At 46.6% G+C, this 24584-nt stretch carries 15 protein-coding genes; 5 read left to right on the plus strand and 10 right to left on the minus strand.

The annotated features are described in order from the left end of the window. Positions 1-189 precede the first annotated feature (189 nt). On the plus strand, positions 190-1161 hold the full coding sequence (locus GA0116948_RS09825) for a helix-turn-helix transcriptional regulator (protein ID WP_165798425.1): 972 nt from the start codon (positions 190-192) through the stop codon (positions 1159-1161). A gap of 26 nt (positions 1162-1187) precedes the next feature. On the opposite strand, the gene GA0116948_RS09830 is transcribed toward GA0116948_RS09825, so the two are convergent. Next, entirely contained in the window at positions 1188-3761 is a 2574-nt protein-coding gene (locus GA0116948_RS09830) for a lanthionine synthetase LanC family protein (protein ID WP_165798426.1), read from the minus strand. Positions 3762-4108: 347 nt separating this feature from the next. Between GA0116948_RS09830 and GA0116948_RS09835 the strand changes: the two genes are divergently transcribed. The 3 genes from GA0116948_RS09835 to GA0116948_RS09840 all read left to right on the plus strand — a co-directional run bounded on the left by GA0116948_RS09835 (position 4109) and on the right by GA0116948_RS09840 (position 6471). Further along, positions 4109-4486, plus strand: a complete 378-nt coding sequence (locus GA0116948_RS09835) for a hypothetical protein (RefSeq protein WP_089711577.1) — start codon at positions 4109-4111, stop codon at positions 4484-4486. 1020 nt (positions 4487-5506) lie between these two features. Continuing rightward, a complete protein-coding gene (locus GA0116948_RS21050; RefSeq protein WP_108675038.1) occupies positions 5507-5968 on the plus strand; it encodes a MauE/DoxX family redox-associated membrane protein in 462 nt (153 codons plus the stop codon). Positions 5969-6099: 131 nt separating this feature from the next. Then, entirely contained in the window at positions 6100-6471 is a 372-nt protein-coding gene (locus GA0116948_RS09840; protein WP_089711579.1) for a hypothetical protein, read from the plus strand. Positions 6472-6638: 167 nt separating this feature from the next. Here GA0116948_RS09840 and GA0116948_RS09845 read toward each other — a convergent pair whose 3' ends face one another. From GA0116948_RS09845 to GA0116948_RS09875, 5 genes are all read right to left on the minus strand, one after another. Then, positions 6639-7994 carry a RagB/SusD family nutrient uptake outer membrane protein gene (locus tag GA0116948_RS09845; RefSeq protein ID WP_089711581.1) on the minus strand — a complete coding sequence of 452 codons (1356 nt, stop codon included), beginning with the start codon at positions 7992-7994 and terminating at the stop codon, positions 6639-6641. Between the two features lie 18 nt (positions 7995-8012). After that, a complete protein-coding gene (locus tag GA0116948_RS09850; protein WP_165798427.1) occupies positions 8013-11498 on the minus strand; it encodes a SusC/RagA family TonB-linked outer membrane protein in 3486 nt (1161 codons plus the stop codon). Between the two features lie 77 nt (positions 11499-11575). Continuing rightward, positions 11576-12931, minus strand: coding sequence for a TlpA family protein disulfide reductase (locus GA0116948_RS09855; RefSeq protein WP_089711586.1), 1356 nt, complete (start codon positions 12929-12931; stop codon positions 11576-11578). A gap of 728 nt (positions 12932-13659) precedes the next feature. Then, positions 13660-14526: a hypothetical protein gene (locus tag GA0116948_RS09860; RefSeq protein WP_089711588.1), complete on the minus strand. Its 867-nt coding sequence runs from the start codon at positions 14524-14526 to the stop codon at positions 13660-13662. Between the two features lie 634 nt (positions 14527-15160). Further along, the gene (locus GA0116948_RS09875; RefSeq protein ID WP_089711594.1) at positions 15161-16144 is read right to left on the minus strand and encodes a helix-turn-helix domain-containing protein; all 984 of its coding nucleotides are present in this window, start codon (positions 16142-16144) and stop codon (positions 15161-15163) included. A gap of 1362 nt (positions 16145-17506) precedes the next feature. Here GA0116948_RS09875 and GA0116948_RS09885 point away from each other — a divergent pair. Next, positions 17507-19183 carry a S41 family peptidase gene (locus tag GA0116948_RS09885; RefSeq protein WP_089711598.1) on the plus strand — a complete coding sequence of 559 codons (1677 nt, stop codon included), beginning with the start codon at positions 17507-17509 and terminating at the stop codon, positions 19181-19183. A gap of 84 nt (positions 19184-19267) precedes the next feature. On the opposite strand, the gene GA0116948_RS09890 is transcribed toward GA0116948_RS09885, so the two are convergent. The 4 genes from GA0116948_RS09890 to GA0116948_RS09915 form a co-directional block, all read right to left on the minus strand. Continuing rightward, positions 19268-19600 (minus strand): putative quinol monooxygenase, encoded by a 333-nt coding sequence (locus GA0116948_RS09890; RefSeq protein WP_089711600.1) that lies wholly within the window; start codon positions 19598-19600, stop codon positions 19268-19270. A 2283-nt stretch (positions 19601-21883) separates the two neighbouring features. Further along, a complete protein-coding gene (locus tag GA0116948_RS09905) occupies positions 21884-23011 on the minus strand; it encodes a FecR family protein (protein WP_089711606.1) in 1128 nt (375 codons plus the stop codon). 41 nt (positions 23012-23052) lie between these two features. Next, a complete protein-coding gene (locus tag GA0116948_RS09910; protein ID WP_089711608.1) occupies positions 23053-23610 on the minus strand; it encodes an RNA polymerase sigma factor in 558 nt (185 codons plus the stop codon). Positions 23611-24186: 576 nt separating this feature from the next. Further along, positions 24187-24516 carry a MerR family transcriptional regulator gene (locus tag GA0116948_RS09915; protein ID WP_205686111.1) on the minus strand — a complete coding sequence of 110 codons (330 nt, stop codon included), beginning with the start codon at positions 24514-24516 and terminating at the stop codon, positions 24187-24189. Between the last annotated feature and the right edge of the window lie 68 nt (positions 24517-24584).

Raw genomic sequence — 24584 nt, forward strand, 5'->3', positions numbered from 1 at the left:
TTTTCATGGCCTGCCTGCTCCGGCATACAATAGGTTTGCTCCCAAATAAAACAAGCCACCGCGGTATAAAAAGTATTTCCCAAATTGTTGGTAAAAATTGCAGGATGTGGCGGTATTGCAGTGATGCACAATAAATTAGCAGGAGATAACAACGTTCCATATTTTACCATCACGAGAGACCCGTTAACCATGATGACATTTGAAATCCTGGACGTGCCGGCAAAGTTGATCCATGTCACGCCCGATGTGCCCAAACATTACCAGTCATTGCTATACCCATTTGCGAAAGCTACCTGCACGCGCTCTCCCGGCGTGGACATCATCGACCAGCAAATTGTGATCGAAGGATGTACCATTGCTTCGCATACGATTATCGGGAAGCTGGATGCCGTGCTGCATCCGGTGGTGGTGGAGCCTATTGCTACCTTGCACTGTATGCTGCAGGGCAACCTGGCTTGCGTGCTGGCACCGGATATGCCCGTGGAACTGGTACAGGGACAGTTTAATTTCTTCGAGATCACCCCCGCCCCCCACCGCATTTTTGTGAAGCCAGGACGTTATGTGTCTTTTCACATAGACCTTTCCCAGCACCTGTTGGAAAAAATAGCCCCTGCCGCCACGGCGTTGCAAACCCTCCTGGAAAAAGCCTTGCAGGTAGAAAGCTCGCCGGTACTGCCGGATGCCGGTATTTTGTTACCGGAGATCTACCAGGAAATTGAAGCCATCCGCCAGTGTCCCCACAAAGGAGTGCTGGCCCAGATCCGGTTGCAGGGCCGGATACTGCAACTGCTCACTATTGTGCTGGAATCGCTGTACCAGCCGGATAAGCCAGTGCCCCGCACCCAACAACTGATGGCCACGATCAAGGCTTATATTGATACCCATTTGGATGAACTGCTTACTTTATCGCGTATTGCGAAAGGTTATGCGCTGAGTGAGTCCTGCATCAAACAACAGTTTAAGGCGCTGACAGGAGAGAATTTTTCGGAGTACCTGATCCGGAAAAGGATGGAGAAGGCGAGGGAGTTGCTGCGCACCACGAACCTGCCCATTGGGCTTATTGCGTTTAAGGTGGGGTATGAGGAGCCTACTAATTTTACACGGGAGTATAAGAAGTATTTTCATCATTTGCCGAGTGATGAAAGGAAAATGGCGGTGTGAAAAGCACCGCCATTTTTTTTTGTTCATCAAATACTCAACATCGGGAAGCCATATTTTGCGGGTTCCAGGTAGCGCAACAAAAAGTGTACAATGCCGGCATTGCCAATCATCAGGTCTGGTACGGGGTATTGTTCCAGGCTTGGGTCGGTAAGCCAGTACTTGCCGCCATCGTCGCTGGTTTTGGTCATGTGCAAGAGGGCCTGGGCAATGTAATCTGCCCGGTTCAACCACTGCTCATCGCCGAATATCCGGTAAGCCTCCAGGTACACTTCTCCGATGCCGGTGATGCCGTAGGAGGTGGTGAGGTTATCCACTAAAACTTTCTCTGGCATAAAGCCCAGCAGGTCTTCTGCCATTTTACGATCTGCCGGGTCTTTAAAAATTTCGAAGGCTTTGATGAAGGTGAGTGCCACGCCGCTGATGCCATAAAAAAGCGTGAGCGGGGGATCTTCATGGCTTATTAACTTTCCCTGCTTCATCTTAAAATCATTCCTTTGGTAACGCAGGGCGTTGCGGATGGGTAGCTCCACAGCTGCATCATGGGTGGCTTCCCAATATAGCAAGAGGAAATAAGTGATGCCTGCATTGCCATTCATAAGGCCTGGGTAACTCATGGGCCTATCTCCCGCAACGGCGTTGGGAAAAAGCCAGTTACCTGCTGTGGTTTGCTGGTTAAGAATAGGGCCTAGTATTTCGGGTATAAGCACCAGCAATTTGGGTTGCGCGGGTGCGAGCAAGGCCACCCCCAGGCCCAGGCCAGACAGCCCTTTCATCAATTCCAGCCCCGCCGCTACGGTTTGAAAGCAGGCCAGCATTAGTGCCGGGGCATCCCATCCAGGGGGCAACAATCCTGCTTTGGCCGTAACGAGGAGGGCCACCGCAATGCCTGCCATGCCATCGCCCAGGCCGGGTGCCTGCCGGTCTGCCTGCTGCAGGTAGTGTTCCGAGATGAGGGCCCAACTTGTTTGCATTACTTCTTTGCAGGGGCTGATATCGAATCCCATTTCCTGTACCCTGGATAGCAAATAAAGAACGCCCATCGCCCCATGATGCAGGCCTCCATACAGCAGGTAGTCGCTTTGCTCATTCGGGTTCAGTACGGCCTGCTCCTGGCTCTTGGAGGCCCAATAGCCGTTGTTAGTGAGTACCCCACTTAACCCGGTGATGGCAGCCTGAATGGTAGTACGGATCGTGGACACATCTGCTTTGCTGCCAGGATTACTGTATGTTTTTTGCAGCAGGCGGGTTTTAAACTGTTGCAACCCTGCTTCTATCGTGTCGAGGGTGGGCCTTTGCAGCGGATCTACCTGCAGGCAGGCAGCCACCAGGGCAGCCATCTCCTCATCCTGCAGGAAGAAGTACATGCGCTGTTGCAAGGCCACTTTATCAGGCGTCCAGAGGCGATAAGAATCCAGGCCGGTAAAGAACTTCTGCATGATGCCGCCTATCGCGAAAATATCTTCTTTCACGGTGGGTACTGCCCGGGCTTCCTGCTCCGGCGACATATAACCTTTGCTGCCTACACCAAATACCGGCATGGGATAGTTGTCTGTCAAAGAATACACCAGTTCCATGTCCAGCAGGTATAACTGCCCTTTCTTCATCATAAAATTCATGGTGGTCAGGTCCCGGTGCACCAATCCCAGCGCATGCAGTGCGCGGGCTATGCCTACGATTTCTATCAATTTATCGATCAGGGAGGTATGCACCGGGGTGGGAAGCTGCAACCAGATGTTCCGTTTATAAAAATCCAGCACAAACTGCCGCAAGGGTGTTCCTTTAATGTATTCCATCACCAGGTAACCGTCGTCGTCTATTTCAAAATACTCATATACGGCCGGCGTGTGCATGTGTTTCCCTACCCTGCCGGCTATCGTTTGTTGCCAACGCAGCCGGGTGCGTATATCCTGCTTGGCCGAATCGGAACACATGTGTTTATTGCCCATTTTTACAATCACCCACTTGAAGTCTAACACATGCCTCCGGCGGATTGCTTTGATCACACTGCCTTTCGGATCTTGTTTCAGCACATCGAAGGCTACATATTTCCCTTTTAATTTACGGGGCCGTTTTGGGCGGATGGGCGAAGCAAGGCTTGCAAAGGGCCAGGTTACGCCATCCGGCAATAACGACGGATGGCCGGTGTCCTTAACCGGATTGGATGCATCTGCTGCGACTAACCGCTCCGTTGATGCATAGACTGTTCCACCCAGGTAGATGCCTGTAGGCACCCGTGGCCCGCCCACTCCTTTGGTCATGGCCACCAGTTGCTCCGCCAGGGCCAATGCCTGTGCATCCTCCACCGGGTATATGCTGATCACTTTACCAATATTGGCATTGCCATACAGGCCAGAACACATATTCATCACTTGCAGGGGTTCCACAGGCATCGCAAATGCAACACCGGCCTCTTTTAAGAAAGGCAATACAGCAGCCAACAATTCATACGCATCCGCCGTAACAACGGATATATGTAACACCCAACCACGCGCGGGCAGATCGCCTACTATAAAATAAGGATCTATCTGTTCTGCAACAAGCGCATGGGTATGTAGCAAATCCAGGAAAGGATTGCCGGTGCGGGTTAAGTAGGCTTCCATAAAGTATTTTACGGATAAAGTAAGCATGGTGTACTGCAATGCAGCTGCAGTGTTGGAAGGTGGTTTTAAAAAGCTAAACTGGCCACCAAAAAGGGTTTATCCCGGTATCCCGGAAACACCTAACTACTGAAATAACATTGCAGTTAGTATTTATACATTAGTAGAAGAAATTTATAGAGGCCATCAGCACAACGATTCCATGTAGGGTAATAAGATGCAAGTAGCAAACTTTTACATGTTATGCCAGGTAAGAAAATTAGAAACCGGTATTTTGATCTGCGTAGAAATTGCGATCTCATTCCTTTTTTATCCTTACACATTACCTCTAAACAATAAAAACAAAAACCATGAAAATAAGCATCTATTCCACCCTGGCGGCAGCATTAGCCGTTTATGCCGGCCACAGCGCCCGCGCCACCACCCATAACAGGCTTAGCTATGTGTACAAATATATAGGGGCTTACCCGGTCAGTGCGGCGTCTTTGGTGACCAATGTTAATAATTGGACCTACGTGGCAGGGCCACCTTCAGAGGATTGCGTGGATGTAATACAGGCCTGCGAAGTAAACACAACGATCACGAACACCTGGCCTTTCGGTAAAAGACCTACCAGGAAATTACCTGCCCTGCAAACAATTAGTGGTCCTTCTCCCAGGTTTACCGTATCACCCGACTGGGATAAAGGCATTACAGAAGTATATAGTGCTTCGTATGTAAATGATTGAATTTTTTGAACATGGAGCCTAATTGTACTAAATCTCCTGATAAGGAATCATTATGATATTCATCCACTCATTAAAACAAAAAAAATGAAAAAGGTATTTTATTCCGCGCTGGCAGTAACCACAGCCATTGCTGGTATTGCCGCTTCCAAAGCTAACAACAATACTCACCGCTCCGTTTATCTGTACAGGTATATTGGAAGTCGTCCAGTAACAACCGCATCTCAGGTAACTAACGTGACTAACTGGACTGTGACAACAACTGCTTTGTGGTGCACAGGCACTCTTCAGCCATGCGGTGTAACTACCACTATACCACCCTCTGCCACATCAAACCATCCATCAGCTAAAATACCCCCTATCTTTACAGGAGCCTTTTACTATACGGCTAACACTGGCAGCTTCCCATCAGGAACAATAGGCGCTTCTGGCACTAACGTAATTGCTAGCTATAGTGAGGATCTTTAGAAATTGGTAATTTCTAAAAGACATGGACAATAATAATGCGTTGAGGCATATTTTAAATCATTCATTTCATTAAATCAGACAACAATGAAAAAGGTACCTTATCCGGCACTAGCAATTGTAATGGCTATTGCAGTTGTTGCCATAGCCAATGTTAAAAACAAGGCCAGCCTTTTCATTGTCTAATACAGATATATTTTCATTTTTTCAGGTAAAAAGAGCATCTATATCACTTAGCCAAACTGGGGAACTTAATGTGTTGTATAACTACCCATTATACACGTTACAGTATTATCATATAAGATCTCAATTTCATCGCATTTCATAATGATCAGTATAGTAAACCAATAAGATCATTAACAGTTCAAAAATCAATGCATCTTTACAAAAGCAATTAGCAATTAAAGACACACCATTTTCCTAAATATTCTACAGTTTTAGTTTAACCAGCTTAGGCATTACCACGCAGATTTGGCAACATATACACAACAGATTAATATATGTCATAAAATAAAAATTAACAGATGTATTAAATTAAAACGGAAAATAAGTAATCATATGTTCACCCAAAAAGTATCCGATATCCTATCCGCATTATTAATTTTTTTATTCTTGTATACAGGTCTTTCTAAGCTAGTAGAACATGCACGATTCATCTCTCAATTGAGGGAATCCCCTTGGAAATTGCTGGCAGACAACAGCAGTTGGTTTACATGGGCATTACCAATAGGGGAAGTTTTAATCTGCATACTGTTAATAATACCTAAATACAGAAAATTAGGGTTTTGGTTTAGCGGATTACTGCTGGTAGCTTTTGAAATCTATTTAACGGCACTCGTAACTTCTGGAAAGCATCTCCCCTGCTCTTGTGGCGGAATTATTAAATACTTAACGTGGACACAACATATCTTTTTTAACATGGCCTTTCTTATTATTTCCATTTGGGGTATTTACACTGAAAAAAGGTTAAACAAAAAAGACATACCATTAAACGACTTTAACATAAGCCTGGCTGAATAATTTTAACACGGACAATTGACGTACAAAAAAGATTCGCGAATACCGAACTGTTGACCTGATCAGTTAACAGCACGTGCCATCCGATCAATGGCAAATCATCAATTATTTTTTAACTTTTAAAACAAACTAAAATGAAAAAAGTGATCTATTCCGCACTGGCCGTAACTGCAGCCATTGCCGGTGTTGCCGCTACTAAAGCTAACACCAAGACTCACCGTGCCGTTTACCTGTACAGATATATTGGCACCACCCCAGTAACAAGTGCATCTCTTGTAACTAATGTGAATAACTGGACTTTGGTTTCAACACCTAGTTCATGTATCGGTAGCGTTCAAGCTTGTGGCATAACCACCACTATAGTATCCGCTTCAAACAAACCAACAGAGAAAATACCGGCCATTGCTACAGATGCTACGCATTTCACTGCTAATACTGGCTCTTTCCCTTCCGGAGCAGGAGACCCTGGCACTAACGTAATCGCCTCACATAGCAAGGATTTATAGCCTTTAAAACTCAATTTGTTTCAGAGGTTACTAAAATGTAACCTCTGAAACAAATATAAAAATTCTGAAACCATATTCATTTATCAGGAAACGAATCAATCTTTTGAAATTATATCCATTTGTATCATAATTGATAGACTGATCGCAAGTTGATGTCTAGGAATCCGTCATCTCGGATTTTGCTTCATACCGGATATATTTACCACTGAAAACGGCAGCGGAAGCGCAAATCTATTGTCATTTGGAGGCAAATCATAAGATATACCATGTTCCACTCGTTTGAGTGCTATATTAGCCCCTTCAAGATTTAACCTTTTAATATCAATCCATCTGAGGTCCCTGAAGGGAAGTTCTTTTCTCCTTTCTGCAAGTACAAGATTAATGGCTATTTGAGCATTATCCGCTACAACCGGAACAAATGTACTAGGTGTAAAACGTTTGCTGAGTAACGTATTCAGATCTTCTATTGCCATATCTATTTTCCCATCCCTTGCATAACATTCCGCTCTTACCAGGTACATTTCGTCCGTAGCAATTCCCGAAAACCCAGCCCCATCTAAGCCATAACTCCCTTTAAATGTGAAGGTTGTATCAGATGTCCGCTGAAAAAAAATATCTTTTCTCAGATCCCCGGTTTTATAAGACCTGTAAAGTGTACTATCAACACTCATATAGTAAGGATTAGTTATAATACCCAGACTCACTAGGTACATTATTACTTCTTTATTATCAGCAGGAAAAGGCGTAGATTCCGATATGCTGATCGTATTATAGTCTATCAACCCGTTAGACAATTGCAAACAGGAATCTGCATATTTACCCGCTCTTTCATATTGACGCATAGATAAATACACCTCCGCTAAGGCGCCATATGCAGCGGCCTTAGAGGGCCGTTGTACAAATAAACCCTGTGCTGGCAATAAAGAGACGGCTTCGGTAAGATCCTTCAATACCTGGCTATACGTATCCGAAACCGTTCCTCTAACCGACACTATATTATAATCGGAAGATAGCCGCAGCGGAATGCCTAGATCCTGGTCCTTTGTTGCTTCACTATATGCCTTTGCCCAAATACAGGCAATTTTCCAGAAAATAAATCCCCTGAAAAACAGGGCACACCCCCTGGCGTTATCAAATTCTTTTGCATTTTTATCCGTTCTCTTGTTCTTGGCCAATGTTTCCAGCGCTATATTTACTTTTTCAACCGCGCCATATACCAAAGTCCACTCATCATTACTAGTGTGAGTAAAAAAGAGGTCCGGCCCCCAAGTATAAAGATTGACATAATCTGACCCCGAAAAACTATCGAATATCGTTGTAGTAAGGTAATAGTTATCCGCAGAAGCTTCTCCGAAAGAGGGCATTCTTAAGTTAATGTTTAGAACATCATCCAAGAGTCCTTGTGCGTCAGATATAGCGTTAGGAACCGTCAGACTACCATTGCTTTTTTGGTTCAAAAAATCAGTACATCCTGTAAAAATCCATACAAACAGTATTCCGGCAGCAATATATTTTTTTTTCATACGTCGTATTGTTTTCTTTTAAAAAGCAGCTCTTACACCACATGCAAAAGAAGCAGGTGTTGGCATACCGGATGGAAAATCGGGATCAATATGTTGTTTATTTGCCTTCCAAACGAGGCCTAGATTGCTGGCATTGAAATAAAGCTGTAGCTGGGAAAGACTGCTTTTCCTGATCAGGCTGTACATCAGGTCGTAATTAAGATTAATATATTGAAGCCGGATAAAGGCACCACTTGTCAGTAAATCAGAGGATACATTATAAAACGTTGCCCTACCAACAGCAGTATTAGGATACACCATGGAGGGCACGGTGGTTTTTAACTCATCTCCTGGTTTTTGCCATCGTTTGGAAAAATCTGCATGCCCGGCACCCCCGTTAAACAATTGATCATAATCAATGGAACTCCTGATAAATTTGTAGCCCGCCTTGTACACTAAGTTCACATCCAGGCTAATCCCTTTATAAGTGAAAGAATTACTCAGGCTACCATTAAAGCGTGGCAGGCTCGTACCGTTAAAAGCAATACTTTTCAGCGAACTATCGTTTGCAATGGCCCGGTAGTCCTCACTGGGTTTCCCATTTAAAATACCCCTCGGATCACCTGTCTGCGGATCCAAGCCGGCCGATTTATAAGAGGTAACCGCATACACGGGCCTTCCCACAATAGGTGTAACACTGCCTCCGCCTACATAATTGCTGCTGGCATATACCGGGTTGTTATATTTCGTAATTTTATCCGTGTAAAAGTTAAACAAATAACGAGTGGTCCAGGAAAACACCCCCCTGATATTCTGGCTGTTCAGCGTAACATCCACCCCATTCGCCCGCATGTTCGCTACATTCCTGGTGATCGTTGATTTCATTAAACCTGCAGTAGCGTCTATCTGGTCAGGCCCATACAGGTCTGTAGCCTTCTTTCTATAATACTCCATACTACCAGACAATATTTGACGTTTAATTTCAAAATCCAACCCAATATTCAACATCCCCACCGTCTCCCACCGCAAAGAAGGGTCGCCAAATTGAGACACCGTTACATAAGGAAGATTTGTATAATAGGCCCCTGTTTGATATTGAGTCACCGTCTTGGCCACCAGGCCAGTGTTTACGTTGCCGCTAAAACCGTAGGTAACCCGGGGCCTTAATACCGGTAGGAAATCCCAGTGATAAAAGTTTTCCTTGCCCAGGTTCCAGCTCAGGCCCGCTGACCACAATGGCTTCCACTTATTATTGGTATTTACGCCAAAAATATTGGAAGCATCCTTTCGCCCACTGATAGAAACTGTATATTTTTCATGATAGGTATAGGAAGCATTGCCATAAAAGGATAAAAACCGGGTGATATTATAGGGCGATACACTGGATAAGTAGGAAGCAATATAACTATACCTTCCGTTGATAAAAGTGGGATAAGGATTTAGAATGTCCACGGTGGTGAACTGAAGCGGATCTTCCGTGTAGCCATAAATACGGGATTGGTCCCCCCCCGTGCGCGCATTAGAAATTTCAGCACCCACGATCGCAGATACCGCATTCTGATTCCATTCATTGGTATAGTTGAGCTGCCCCCGGATATTTTGTGCCACCAGATTACTATTGCTGGAGGATAATACCCCTCCCCTTGGTACAATATACTTTATAACTCCAGTTCCCAGATCTATTTGCGTAAATCGGTTAATTAAATCCCGTGTACTGAAACTCTGTACATCATCCAGGCTTCTTGAAATTCCCTGCTGGCTTTCATACTGATAGGAAAGGCTTACGCCCAAACCCCGCCATATCTTATAGCTCAGCGAAGCACCCAATACCAAATCATTATTTTTTTGCGTGGAAGTAGAATGTTTCCAGTCTTCCAGGGGATAATAATTCCAGTCCAATAACTTCCCTCCTCCCACTGTATCAATATAGGGCGCCCTATACTTGTAAACAGGCAATTCCTTGCCGGATGCGTCTTTCAGCATTCTGTAAGGATAGTCACTTGCAGAGTAGCCAATTTCCCCATTTTGGGAACGACTGGTAGTATAATTCATATTCAACTTTACATCTACCTTTTTAAACACCTTAAATCCATACCCTGATCGGAAACTTACCCGGTCAGACAGTGCTTTTAAAGTACTCAGGCCATGATCATATCCTCCTGATACATAATAATTGGCACGCTCGTTTCCGCCACTTACACTCAACGCATATTGCTGGTTAACGGAAGGTTGGTATACATATTTATTGTAATCGCTCCGTCCATCATGCCCCCTTAACACATCTAGTTGCGCATTCGCCTGGTCTGCGGTAATTTTGCCATCCCTTTGGGCGATCAATATTTCTACGGCAGGCGGTAGTACCGGCCGGGAACGACTCTGTTCCGGACCCGCGTACACCCCGTTATTAAAAAGCATGGTTTGCACGTCTACCATATCGGAAGAAGCCATTTGCGGTATAGAATAAAGATCTGGCTTGTTGCCGATCGCGATATTGGAATTTAGTTCTACTTTTAAGCCATGATTATATTCCCCCTTTTTAGTCGTGATCACAATCACCCCGTTGCCTGCACGCGCTCCCCAGATAGAAGACGCAGCGGCGTCCTTTAAGATGGTAATAGACAGTACATCGTTGGGATTAATGGAGTTAATATCACCTGCATACACGAAATTGTCTACCACGATTAACGGATCCCTGGAGGCATTGATGGTACTTAACCCCCGCACCATAATATTGGCCTGAGCCCCACTGGCATGAACGGGATCAAACAGCACCCCGCTGGCCACCCCGTTCAGCCGGTCCAGGATATTAGTGCCTACCTGCTGGTTTAATAACTTGGTATCAATTTTCTCAAAGGAACCCGTTGAACGTTCTTTGGGTATATCCTGGAACCCATTGGATACTACCTTTACCTCGTTCAATGCATTGGACGCAATCCTTAAACGCACGCTTAAAAATTGCTGGCCGTTGAAGGCTATTTTAAATTTTTCGAACCCCAGGCTGGTGACCCAGATCGTTTCTCCCATTGCCAGGTTGCTTATTACCGCCCTTCCATAAGAGTCTGTAATAGTGCCCCTATTTTTTCCAGGCACCGCAATAGTGGCAGCAGGAACGGGATTGCCCTTTTCGTCTACCACCTGCAATGCCAGTGTTGTAGCGGTTGTATCATTCCCTAAAAGATGGGTGGAAGGGAAGGCATCCGCCACCGGCACCGTTTTCCGGAGATAGATCACCTCCTTCAGATACTTCCAGGTATATCCCCTAGTGCCAAATATGGAATCCATGACGATAGACAAGGGGGCATTGCTGAAATTGCAATTCACCGGGTCACTTAACTCTCCTGCGCTAACATTTACCTGGAAGCGCAGGTTGGATTGTTGTTCTATCTTTTTTATGACCTCCCGCAAGGCGATATGCTTCGCGATAATTGTAACCCTGGGATCGGCGTTATCAGCGGCCAAGGCATACAGCGGCAAGGCAAAGAATAGGATGGCAGTCTGAAACGCGTTCCATAGAAAGCATCTCAAATAATTCTTGCTTACATTCATTACAGCTATTTCTATAATACGTTAAAAAAAATAGAGTCTACTGATAGGGATGGGGGTTAATTATCTGCAATAACAAAATAAGGGAGGCTTCTTTTATCGGCTGTAATATCATAGCCTGCAAGATTCAAGTTTCGCTTTAGGGCCGCAAAATCATCCACCTTTTCCGGCACCCTTATTTTGTTGATAGCACGATCAGGCATCGTTATATCACTGACAATGGGGGTTTTCCAATTATAATTTACCTTGTTCAAAAAATCAGACAACATTAATTCCCCCGGAGCCGTACTATCCGGATCTTTCTTTTTTCCAGCGGCTATTTTTGCGGCTATACCAGATATCACATAACAGGTAACCGTCCGGTTTTCTACATAACCGTGGCAATGAAAGGTCCTGGATAGATCCTCCCTCAAATATTTGTGCAATACCACATCCAGCGGCTGTCCCTTTTTGGTAATAAATTCATAACAAAAAACACGGGATTGCTGGAAGTCTGTTAAATCTCTGTTCAACAAACTATCCGAAACATTTACAATTAGCCTATTATATGGAATAGGATTCATTTCAGGATAAGCAGTAGAAAAATAGGAAATTAGTGGGGTATTAAACATTCTTGTACCCATACAAAGCCGGGCATCCGCGTCCATTTTATTGATTTGCACGGGCAAATCCATATTCAGCTTGCCGGTAAAAATGGAAAAAGTTTGTAAATCGTTGATTAAACCCACATCCTTTACCAGGAAAGGAGTGCTAAAATCATCTACTATTTTTTTATCATCTTTGGTGAACATGTCCACCGCCTTTCCAACCAGTACGGCTTGAATATTTTTATCGTTCACATCACCCGGTGCCGTAATGGCCATTACATTTCCGTCTTCCCCAATCCAGGCATAGTGGGGAATAAATTTATGAGGGAAATAGTTATTGGCCATGGTATCGCTTACCACGATCGGCAATGAAAGATTTTTACCGTGTATCGAGCGCTGCTTGGCTAAAAAGCTTTCAATCTTTTCTTGCTTATCTCCTGTATTGGAAGCATTCACCAGCAATATCTGGATCTTATCTCCAAATTCTTTCTGCAATCTTTCATTCTCCGGAAAGTGTCCAATACACGTAGTACACCAAGTAGCCCAAAAATCCAATATCACCAGCTTTCCCTTAAAATCAGAAAGCCGTGCGGTAGGCGAGGGATAATTCATCATCTGGAACGTCATGTCCGGCACCTTGTCACCCACCTGCAGGGGCTTTACCTGCTGGGGCCCAGCCACCACAACACTTGCTGCCGGCTTATCCTTCGTAGTATCCGTAGCAGCAGCCGCATGAAGATTTTCACACAAAAAAGATGCTGCCAACGTAAGGGGTAGCCACAGCACAAGGCAGTTCGCGCGCAGCAAACAGCAGAAGGAAAGCTTCATGACAATCAGATGTTAGTTAGTAATGATGGTTTAATTCAGGGCATCACATCACACCAGGATGAATAAACGCCAGGGCGGCGTTTAGTATTAACATATAGAAAAGACTTTATAAAGATTACGCTAAAAAAACTAGGGTATCATCCCGGTCACCCATGATGGATAAATCAATTGTAATCCGCCATACAAAAAATAGTTACTCCACGTGCTTCCCTTTTACAGGAAAAAATAAATTTTCCTCTGTAAATAATATTGAGCTTATCAATAAGACTAAAACATACTCATCTAAGCATTCCTTCCACTAACCCGTACAAAATAAAATCTGAGCATCTATTTTAAAAAATCATCCTGGCCTAGAAAGGCCAAGATCGGCATATGGATCAATGTATGTCCTTACTGACAAGTAAAAACGTTCATCATAAAACCTTATAATGCCAGCAAAAAACACCTCCGATCCATATCCCGGGATCTTATAGGATAGTGAAAAACGAAATCAAGCTTGGTATTAACAATCAAAAGAGAAAGTAAACACTGCTTCATCTTCCGGATGTAGCAGTATTATCATCACTCCGGGGAAACGTTCCGGAGGCAGGTGCCGTAATTTTGCATTCCCGACCCTTCGAGTACTTTACAATCGATGCGCAAAAAGGTAACATCCATTTTCAAAAAAACTTTCAACAAATGCATCACTATTTCCAGCAGCAAACACCCGCTAGAAAATAGTCGCCTCACTACCAATGCATTCCCTTCAATTTGCGCATGTATCTCCACCCGGCCAGCACCCAGGCCGGGCACCAGGCCATCAGGGCTTCCTGGCGCAACTGCTCCCGGTAGCCGGCTTCCGCGCCGGTAAACAGCTCGTCCATCCCGTGGCTTACCGGTGGGATGTGGGCGTTGCCCCTGCCGGCCTGGGTAATGGCTTCTTCCACCAGGGCCACCGTTTTATTGAAGATCACCTGTTCCTGCCCCTCATCCTGCAAGGGCAGGCGTTGCAGCAGGGCCAGGAGCTGGGCCATTGGCTCCGTGATCACCTGGTGGGGCATGTCTATCAGTACGGTTTTATTGCGCTGCGTGGCCTGGTAGAGCGCCTGCAACACGCCGGAGTGCATGAACGCCTCGCGGGTCAGCAGTTGCTCCACCAGCCAGGGCGGCAGCAGTACATAATAATACACCGACAGCCCTGGGAAGAAGTGGCATTCATTGTAGTCGTTCTTCACGCGGGTGAAATAATAGCGGCCCTGGCGGAAATGCAAAGGTCCTTCCCCCACGATATTACAATTGGCCCCGCCGTACAGGCAGCATACCAGGGCTACAATGTCTTCCAGCATTTTAGGGGCCTGGGGTGGCAGGCCATTGTTGTATACCTGCATCATGCCCAGGGGCAGGCCCTGGTTGTCGTAGCTGCTTTGCAGCAGGATGGAGCGGTGCAGGCCCACGCAATGGGTCTTGGCCAACCGGGGCGCCAGGCATTGCAGGGGTACAGGGATGTCCCGGGCTTCCAGGCGGGTGGTAAAATTTATCCGGTTGGGCTTAGCCTGCCGGGGATGCAGCAAATGTATCAGTTGGCTCCAGCGGGGCCGGTGATTTTGTTGTGTCATTTTATTTTTATAACGTGTATGCAGCAAATACAAAACGAGTTATTTCCCTAATGCCATATGGCCGCAAGCCAGGGCCTGCAGCGCATATGGGGTTGATAGGCATGTTGCCATTTAAAAAGCGTTTCCGTATAACCTACCGCGGCAGCCTCCGGGAAAATATAACCGCATCACCCCAGGATGTCCTGGCCAGAAAAAGCCGGAACGAAGACACGATGCCTACTCACACCAGGGCACCGCCAAATGGATCTGCAAGCGGGGTGCAAGTAAGTTAGCAGGGGTGACACGGCTATATTGCCGGTATTATAAGATAGTGATTGTATTTTTTGAGGCAACGGTACACAGCACAGGAAGTTATAAAGGCTTGCCTGTGGTCGTTTGGGGAATCATTATTTTCTGAAAGAAACCATCCGAATTTGCGGCTTCGCATGGTGAGCTGCCGGGGTGTAGTTGTTGCGTCAGCACGTTTACCGGGTAAACGCAGTTGTCTTTTAACGTGTCTATTGGGTAAAAGCCTGTGGCCTTGGCGGCCTTCCAAAATAACAATACAATGGACACGCAAAAAAGTAACACGCAGAGGTATCATTTTTTTATGGTTATTTAAAAAATGATCCTGCTTCCTGGGCGGGCTTGTTGACTATTTCTTTCTGTTCACCCGTTTCCAGGGCCGGCGCGAATCCATGGGAAATTCTTTGAAGCACTCTTTATAAGCCTTGGAAAACACGGCCCGGCGGGTAAAACCGGTTTCCTCCATAATCTCCCCAATCGGCATCTTCGAATGCAGCATCAGTTGCCGGGCCAGCTCCATGCGGTGACCAAAGACAAATTCTTCAATCGTGGCCTGCGACCGGCGCAAAAACATTTCCTGCAATTCCAGGGGTTGCAGGTTAAAGCGGCGCGCCAGGGCTTGCAGGTTTAGGGGTTCCTGCAGGTGAAAGTTAATGTAATGCTGCACAGACACCAGCACCGATTCGTCGATGATAGAGCGGGAATCGTTATGGCCAAAACCCCGCTTGCGGTCTATGACCAGCAGCAACATTTGTTCTATGATATTCACCAGTCGCTGGTCGTGCACCGCCGAACGCGCGGTATTGTTCCGCAGCTCATCGATCGATTCGTACAGCGGGTACCACAGGTTGCCGGTGAGGGCCGCAGACTGGTTGGCATGCCGGGTAATGCTGAGAATGGGATCTTCCACCGGTGTAATTTCCGTGAGGAAGGAGGCCGGTACCGTCACGTAAAACGACTGGTAAATGCCGGGTTCCAGATAAGTGCGGTAGGCACCTTTGTTCACACATAACAGGAAGTACTGGCCTTGCATAAACCATACTGGTTGCGGGAATCCCGGCAGGCTACATTCTATCGCGCCTTTCAGCATAGAAAACAGCATGCAGTCTGTTTTTGCAACCTTAGACAACAGCATCACCGCTTCTTTCACTACGATCACATGACTGGCAATAACAAAATCATGAACCTTCGTTTCCTGCAGGATGATATCCACCTGGGGATGCGCGATATACTGTGGCTCGGCAAATTTGTAAACAAACTTCTGATAGTTTTCCGGGACGGGCAGTGCTGATAGCTCCAGCGCACCGGGTGAATCGGCAATTTGAAAACGCATGACAGTATTTTTCAGATAACAAATAATATGACCTAATCTATACAGTGCCTTGGTAATCGGCGTTGCTCCCGGGGCAGGCCCCCCTTCCCTGCGCTATCATTCAACGCCTTGCTGGATCAATTGTTTTGGAAAAAGCACATGGCTTCAGCACCCTTATACAAGGTTAAATTTCCTTATTCTGCGGTTACCGGTTGTTAATTTAATGTGAACGCCGGCAAAAATAGGGCAAAGCCACGCCCATGGCGGAAAGTAATTTTTTAACGGATTATTTTGAGAAATATTGTTCAGTTTAATGCGACATATATTAATTTCAACTGTATTGTATTGAAACAAAGGGCTTACTGCGCTTTAAGCCCTATAATATCCCTGCCAATTTTAGGATACATCCACCGCCTACCTTGCCTGACATTTAATTATATTCTTTCCGCAGAACCCGTCACGGAGGCTCCGCTGCATTTAGTCCCCCCTTTGAAGGGGGCGACCTTCGCGCTTATCATCGCTACTGTCTTTTGTGATTGATTAAATATTAACGCTACGATAAAGTAGTAAACTGGAGTTATATAAAAGGGTTTCCATTATTTATCGCTGACATCTTTTGTGGTAATCCGGCTTGCACCGGGGAGGGGCATTCCGCTGCCGCGGGGGGCTTTCTTTTTGCTGGTGCAAAAAGAAACAAAAAGCACCTGGCGGCTGCGGAAAATGGCTAAAATTTACTGCGCTTCGCTACGGCAAACGAAGTTTACTATTTAGCGTTGGATTTCTATTTGGCGATTGTGCGTTTGGGCTTTTTTACAAGCCTCGACCCGTTTGCCGCTTAACGCTCCACTGCGTAAATTTTTTAACGCCATTTTCCTAAGGCCGCTAAAATCTTTGCATACTATCTGCTTTCCTCTTGCTAACTGCAAAGTCTTCGCATAACATCACTTTCATCTTCTTCAATACCATCAAACCTGCCATAGTAGCTCCGCTGCAATTGTCCCCCTTTGAAGGGGGCTGGGGGATGCCCTTCGCGCTAATCATCCGCTCATATCTTTTTTTGAAAGAATGCGGAAAGCGCCGGGAAATGCTTTCCGGCTTTTGTTGTTGCAAATGCAAACAGTAGCAAAAAAGAAGTTACCGGTTGTGAGCTTTATCGTAGCGTTAGTATTTAATTTATCATAGAAGATGATAGAGAATGATAAGTGCGGATGATAAGCGCGGAATTCATCCGCGGAAGAGCGGCACCGCTTAACTAATATCAACCATTCCACTTGTTGCCCGCAGTCAGCATAACAGGGGATCACGCTTCCTAAGCACCCTATTGTATAAGTCTGCCAGCCCCGGCACGATTTTGTTATCTTCGTCCCCAAAAAGGACGAATACATGAAAGTAATACCGCTGCTACTCTCCCTCCTTTTGGTGTGCGGTGGCCTGCAGGCACAATCTGCTGCCTCCCAGCTTGCCACCGAAGCCAAAGTTTGGGGGCTGCTCAAGTATTACCATCCCGCTGTGGCTGGCGGCCAATACGATTGGGATACCGTGCTGCTGCATGCCATTCCCCGCATCCTCAATGCCCGGAAAACACCGGTCATTACCGCTGAGATCCAGCACCTGCTGAACCTGGCCGGCGCCGATCCGGCACCACCCCTCCGGCTATACGACAGTATGGCCATCATGTATCGCAATTTTGATACGGCCTGGATTAGCGATGATCATAACCTCACCGATACCCAGCAAATACAACTCCGCTACATTGCCCGGCATCCCGCCCGCCTACAAAACCATTACGTGCGCACCGGTGCTGCGATAGACAGCGTATATGCCCCGGCTAACGAGGCCGCCTATACGCAATCGCCCTTCCCCGACCCGGCTTACCGGCTGCTGTCGCTGTTTCGCTACTGGAACGTGATCCAGCATTATTACCCCTATAAATACCTGATTGGCACCCCCTGGCCCCGCGTACTGGAGCCGCTCACCGAGGCCTTCCTGAACGCCCGCGATGCCGCCGCCTACGAGCGCGCCCTGGCCCAGATGGTGGCCGCCGCCAACGACTCCCAAACCCAGCTACTACCCGATGCTGCTTACGCCGTAGCAGGCCGCTACCCGGCCCCCTTTACGGTGTATATCATCGACAATAAAGCGGTAGTGATGCGCATTACCGATAGCAGCGCCCTGAAAGGCACAGACATAAAACCCGGTGTGGTGATAGATGAGGTAGACGGCGTTCGCCTGGCAGACCGCATCCAATACCTGTGGCCCTATGTGCCCGCTTCCTCCCCCGGTGCCCGACTGCGCGATATGCAGCCCCTTTTGCTGAATAGCGACAAGCCAGATATGACGCTGGTATGTTATACCCTGGAAGGCCGTAAGTTTAAAGCAAAATGCAAACGGCCCGACAAGATCAAATCCCAGCCCGATACCCTGCTCACCGTACCCCCGGCCCGTATGCTGGACAACAACATTGGCTACATCCACTTTGCCAGGTTGCACCCCGGCAATACCGACAGCATCCTGCAAACAATGATGAAAACCAAGGCCATCATCTTTGACCTACGGGAGCCGGTAACCGATACCACCGTGATCTACGAAGTACCCCGCTACCTGCTCACGGACCGGGTGCCGTATGCCTTCGTAACTGCCCCTTACTTCCCCCTGCCTGGCACCTTCCACTACCAACTGGCCAGCCATGGCAGCGATGATAATCATTACATCGGCATCAAGAGTAACGCTGCCCATTACCCCGGCAAGATTATACTGCTGGTAAATGAGCACACCCAGGACCTGGCCGAATGGGCCGCCATGCTGCTGCAAAGCACCCGGCGTGCCACCATCGTAGGTACTCCTACCGCCGGCGCCCTGGGCCCGGTTACCCAACTGCCCCTGGCAGACAGTCATCAGGTAACCTTCACCGCCCAGGGCAGTTATGCCCTCAATGGCACGCCTATCCAACGCCAAGGCATCCCCATTACCATCCCGGTAAGCATCCATATTTTCGACCTGCAGCATCAGCAAGATGTGATCTTACAACAGGCGCTGAATTTTATTAATAACAATCCTTAAATATTGCCCAGCCGCAGGTGTTATGGTAATTGCTTCCTGCTTTGCCGCTTCTATTATCGCAGGCCCTGCTCGTTTCCCGAACATTTATGCCAATGGCTGCAGGCGGTACACCTCCAGTTGCTCTGCAAAAAGTGGGGTGGCCAGGGTCACAAACATCGTAAAGTGCAGCTGGCTGGAGTGGGCGTTAAAATCCTCTTCCGATGCCCATTTTTCCTGTACAATAAACATGGCTTCATCGCGCTCGGTTTGGAATATTTCATATTGGAGGCAACCTGGTTCCTTGCGGGTTTCGGTGAGGAGGGTTTGCAACAGGTCGCGGAGTTGGTCTATCATGGCGGTATCGCGTTTGGCATGTATGAGGGCGGTTACAGTGAGCATATGTTTTTTGCAGGTGATGCTGCAAAAAATGTGCTGCATACAATATGGGGAAATGGTTTTACATTGATCCTTGTCTTGGTTTTAAGGAAGTTTTACATTCATTTACGCGTTTTTTCCGGCGCGCGATGGGATTTGCTCCGCTGCCGCGGGGGCTTTCTTTTTTGCTGGTGCAAAAGTAGTGACCTGGAGTTATATAAAAGGTTTCCCAATATCTTCTGCTAACATCTTTTGTGGTAATCCGGTTTGCGCCGGGATTTGCTCCGCTGCCGCGGGGGCTTTCATTTTGCTGGTGCAAAAGTAGTAACCTGGAGTTATATAAAAGGTTTCCCAATATCTTCTGCTAACATCTTTTGTGGTAATCCGGCGCGCGCCGGGATTTGCTCCGCTGCCGCGGGGGCCTTCTTTTTTGCTGGTGCAAAAAAGAAGCAAAAAAGCACCTGCGGCGGCGGAAAATGGCTAAAATTTACTGCGCTTCGCTACGGCAAACGAGCTTACTATTAAGCGGCGAGATTTCTATTGGGCGATTGTGCGCTTGGGCTTCTGTCCTACCCTCGGCCCGTTTGCCGCCTTACGCTCCACTGCGTAAATTTCTTAACGCCATTTTCCTAAGGCCGCTAAATTTTTTGCATACTATCATCTTTCCTCTTGCTAAATGGAAAGTCTTCGCATACCATTTTCATTATTCCTCAAATGCCATAACTCTCTGTGGTGGCTCAGATACATTTGTCCCCTTGAAGGGACAGGGAACCTTCGCGTATATCATCCGCACTTATCATCCGCTACCATCATTTATGTACATGCAGCATGCACCAGTTGATGTATATCGATACTGCGAAAACTTATCTTTTTGACCGTGTATAGCGTAGCACATGAGCGTAAGAAAATTCATAAGGATAAAATGACCAACATAAAAAGTATATGATAATGAGTATCTTTTTTACTTAACTGAAGATTGTCTACTTTATCGTAGAATTAGCATTTAATCCATCCCAAAAGATAACAGCGGATGATGTGTACGAATGATATACGCGAAGGTCATCCCCCTTAAAAGGGGACAAATTCAGCGAAGCCACCATAGCGGTTTTTATAGCTTTGAGGAATGATGCGAATGGTATACGAAGACTTTCCATTTAGCAAGTGGAAAGTAGATCGTATGCAAAGCATTTATTGTTAGCAAGAGGAAAGCAGATCGTATGCAAAGCATTTGCGGCCTTAGGAAAATGGCGTTAAAAAATTTACGCAGTGGAGCGTTAAGCGGCATACGGGCAGAGGGTAGTACAAAAGCCCAAGCGCACAATCGCCAAATAGAAATCCAACGCTAAATAGTAAGCTTCGTTTGCCGTAGCGTAGCGCAGTAAATTTTAGCCATTTTCCGCAGCCGCCAGGTGCTTTTTTGCTTCTTTTTTGCACCAGCAAAAAAGAAGGCCCCCGCGGCAGCGGAGCAAATCCCGGCGCAAGCCGGATTACCACAAAAGATGTTAGCGGAGAATAATGAAAAACATTTTATGTAACTCCAGGTTACTGCTTTGTCGTAGCGTTATTATTTAATCCATCACAAAAGATAACAGCGATGATAAGTGCGGATGATATCCCCATGCCCTTCAAAGGGGGAATAATGCAGCGGAGCCACCATAGCGGGTTTTATGGCAGTGGAGGATTACTGCGAATGGTATACGAAGACTTTCCATTTAGCAAGTGGAAAGATGATCGTATGCAAAGCATTAGCGGCCTTAGGAAAATGGCGTTTAAAAAATTTACGCAGTGGAGCGTAAAGCGGTAAACGGGCCGAGCGTAGGACAGAAGCCCAAGCGCACAATCGCCCAATAGAAATCTCCGCCGCTTAATAGTAAGCTTCGTTTGCCGTAGCGAAGCGCAGTAAATTTTAGCCATTTTCCGCAGCCGCCAGGTGCTTTTTTATTCGGGTCATTTTTATTTTTTTACGGGGCCTTATGAATTCGCTTACGCTCATTTGCTTCTTTTTTGCACCAGCAAAAAAGAAGGCCCCCGCGGCAGCGGAGCAAATCCCGGCGCAAGCCGGATTACCACAAAAGATGTTAGCGGAGAATAATGAAAAACATTTTATGTAACTCCAGGTTACTGCTTTATCGTAGCGTGATTATTTAATCCATCACAAAAGATAACAGCGGATGATGTGTGCGGATGATATCCCCATGCCCTTCAAAGGGGGAATAATGCAGCGAAGCCACCATAGCGGGTTTTAGGACCTTAAAAGATAGCAGCGGAGGTTATGTGCGAAGGCGGCCTGCTTCAAAGAAGGACAACTGCCGTAAAAAGCATGCGTAACATTCCCTTAAAAATACACTACTTAAAATGCACCACTTTATCCTTGATATAATAAGCAGGACCATTGGTATACTCCAAGTTACTCAGGTATTCCTCAATCTTATCATCCCGATGAATAACGCCATTAAACCGCATAGACGTCACCTCCTCATTATCCAGCACCACATCTACCCCGAACCAGCGGTTCAGGATGCGGCCCAGTTCCTGCAAGGACGCGTTTTGGTAAATGTAAATGCCTTCGCGCCAGCCCAAAATTACTTTTGGATCAAACGGTTCCTGGGCGGCGGCAGCGGCGGGAGAGGCTACTAGCTGGAAGCCGGGTTTTACAGACACCGTTTGCCGGGGCAGGGCCACGTTTACGGCACCTTTCACCAGCGCCAGGCGGGTTTGACCAGAATCGTAGGTATTTACATTGAACTCCGTACCCAGCACGTGTACGGTGCTGTGGGGCAGGTGTAAGATAAAAGGCTTGTCTGCATGGGGCGCTACTTTCACATAGGCTTCCCCGTTAATCGTCACCTCGCGGGTATTGCCGGTAAATTGCAGGGGGAAGCGGATGCTGGTGGCCGAATTGAGCCATACTTCCGAACCATCGGCGAGGTTTACCTTGTAATCTTTTCCCACGGGTACTACCAGCGTAGCCCATTGCGCGGAGGGCGGTACGTCGCTGAAACTGAGGGTATGCTGCTGGTTGTGAACTGTTACGTTATTCACCTGCACCTGGGGGCCACTGTTAGAGAGGTCTACGGTTTCGCCGTTGGCCAGGGTGAGGCGGATATGTTTGTTATTAATAGCGGCAAGGGGGGCTGTGGGTTGGGCGGTGGGCAGGCTACCGGACGGCATAAACCGGAAATACACCAACAGCAGCACGGCGGCTGCGGCAGCGATGCTGGAGATTACCCTGATCCGGGTACGGATTTTCTTTTGCCGGCCATGGGCAAACACCCCTTCTACGGGCTGTTCCGGCAGGTGAAGGGCATGCTGGCCCCGATCGTCCTGGAAGGCTGCCTTCACTTCCTCCCGGATTGCTTGCGCGTCTGGGTGGGCGGCCAACAGGCTGTCCAAAAGTTGCCGGTTCGGCTCACTAATGGTACCCAGTTGCTCGTCAATCAGTAAATCTTCAATTTGTTGGCGGTAAGGCTCCATATCAATAACTATACAAAAAAAGTGGCGATAAGTAACACGCGCTATTTGTTAATGTTACTTAATTTTTCGCGCACCACTTTCAGGGCACGACTGACCTGATTTTTAACGGTGCCGAGACTGATGTTCATTTCATCGGCAATTTCCTTTTGTGATTTGTTTTCCAGGTAGGAAAGTTCAAAGGCCCGCCGGGCGGCAGGGGCCGGGATGTCGGCAATAGCGGAACGGATCTGGGCTGCCAGTTCAGACAGTTCTATACCAGGTCGCTGCGTTTCCGTGCTGTCTTTCACATATTTATAATTATGCTTGGTACGCTGCAATAATTTTGCGCGTTTCAGGCGGTTGGTAGATTTATTCCGGGTAATGGTAAGGATGTAAGGCTGAAAGGGACGGTCCGGGTCTATATCGCGCCTTTTTTCCCAGATAGTCCAGAATACATCCTGCATTAAGTCGTGCGCTTCCGTTTCGTCGCGCAGCAGAAAGTAGGCGGTCGCATAGACCTTTTGCTGATAACGCTTGTATAACAGCGAAAATGCCGCTTCGTTATGCCCCGCTACCGCCTCCAGTATTTGTGAATCATCCAGCAGATCCAGATTCAACATAATGGAAAATATTAATATGACAATCTGTGTGTACAGGTGCTGTTTTTAGCATCCCGGTTTAGCAAAATAAGCAATTAGGGAAATCGCTTGGCATCATTTTGTAGTGTTTGCTTGTGTAATTAGATCCATTTCTACGCTCAAGATAATAAAGTTCATCCTGCTTTCAGGAGAAAAAAAAACCGTTAACCGGGAGTTAACTTTTAGGCAAGGCTTGTTGATAACCGCAGTTTAGTATGATCCATTTTATATCAATATGCCCTTGCAGTGCTTGCAATCTGTTGGTGGCAGTCATGCTATTGTTTATGTACGGTAATAACATGCCAGTGGATTGGGGCTACCTAGAAAGAAGTTAGGCCTTTTCGGAGGAGGCAACCTGATCTTTGGAAAATAAAGGCCGCTTTTCTGCCAACAAGCCTGAATTCATGTCCTATCACAAAAATTTGTACTGCGGCGATCCCCGAATGTCTAAAAATATAAATGCAGAAAATGATCTGGCAAGCAATCAAAAATGAAAAAGGCCATCCTAAACCATAGGATCAACCTTAAGAAACTGCATAATTAAGGGCAATTAGATAATCAGGAAGATTGATTTTTGAGCCTTTGAAAAACCTCTTCCACCTTAGCGCAACGCTCAACCACTTTTTTAGCGGCCGTTTCCAGCGTGAACCCCTCATCCAACAACTCTTTGATAAGCACGATGCGCTTGATATTCAGGTAATCGTATTGGCGATAAGTGGCCGTTTTGTCTACCGGCTCAATATACCCTTTTTCATCCCAGTAGCGGATTTTGCGTTGCGGGACACCTGTAATATTGGCAACTTCACCGATCGCTACAATAACGGATACTAGGAAATTAACATCCGTCAGGATGTTCATATCAGCAGTATTTATTTTTTTTTCTCCCATAACATAAATTGTAATTACATGACAATGATTGTAACTAAATTACAATAACTAGTTTAACTTTGTCACGA

It is taken from the genome of Chitinophaga costaii (assembly GCF_900094705.1).
GTDB lineage: Bacteria > Bacteroidota > Bacteroidia > Chitinophagales > Chitinophagaceae > Chitinophaga > Chitinophaga costaii.

What these genes read in the sequence shown, in the direction of transcription:
- GA0116948_RS09825 (WP_165798425.1), top strand. Translation starts at nt 190, where the DNA reads ATGATGACATTTGAAATCCTGGACGTGCCGGCAAAGTTGATCCATGTC.
- GA0116948_RS09915 (WP_205686111.1), bottom strand. Translation starts at nt 24,516, where the DNA reads ATGGGAGAAAAAAAAATAAATACTGCTGATATGAACATCCTGACGGAT.
- GA0116948_RS09860 (WP_089711588.1), bottom strand. Translation starts at nt 14,526, where the DNA reads ATGACACAACAAAATCACCGGCCCCGCTGGAGCCAACTGATACATTTG.
- GA0116948_RS09845 (WP_089711581.1), bottom strand. Translation starts at nt 7,994, where the DNA reads ATGAAAAAAAAATATATTGCTGCCGGAATACTGTTTGTATGGATTTTT.
- GA0116948_RS09840 (WP_089711579.1), top strand. Translation starts at nt 6,100, where the DNA reads ATGAAAAAAGTGATCTATTCCGCACTGGCCGTAACTGCAGCCATTGCC.
- GA0116948_RS09890 (WP_089711600.1), bottom strand. Translation starts at nt 19,600, where the DNA reads ATGCAGCACATTTTTTGCAGCATCACCTGCAAAAAACATATGCTCACT.
- GA0116948_RS09905 (WP_089711606.1), bottom strand. Translation starts at nt 23,011, where the DNA reads ATGGAGCCTTACCGCCAACAAATTGAAGATTTACTGATTGACGAGCAA.
- GA0116948_RS09855 (WP_089711586.1), bottom strand. Translation starts at nt 12,931, where the DNA reads ATGAAGCTTTCCTTCTGCTGTTTGCTGCGCGCGAACTGCCTTGTGCTG.
- GA0116948_RS09885 (WP_089711598.1), top strand. Translation starts at nt 17,507, where the DNA reads ATGAAAGTAATACCGCTGCTACTCTCCCTCCTTTTGGTGTGCGGTGGC.
- GA0116948_RS21050 (WP_108675038.1), top strand. Translation starts at nt 5,507, where the DNA reads ATGTTCACCCAAAAAGTATCCGATATCCTATCCGCATTATTAATTTTT.
- GA0116948_RS09910 (WP_089711608.1), bottom strand. Translation starts at nt 23,610, where the DNA reads ATGTTGAATCTGGATCTGCTGGATGATTCACAAATACTGGAGGCGGTA.
- GA0116948_RS09835 (WP_089711577.1), top strand. Translation starts at nt 4,109, where the DNA reads ATGAAAATAAGCATCTATTCCACCCTGGCGGCAGCATTAGCCGTTTAT.
- GA0116948_RS09875 (WP_089711594.1), bottom strand. Translation starts at nt 16,144, where the DNA reads ATGCGTTTTCAAATTGCCGATTCACCCGGTGCGCTGGAGCTATCAGCA.
- GA0116948_RS09830 (WP_165798426.1), bottom strand. Translation starts at nt 3,761, where the DNA reads ATGGAAGCCTACTTAACCCGCACCGGCAATCCTTTCCTGGATTTGCTA.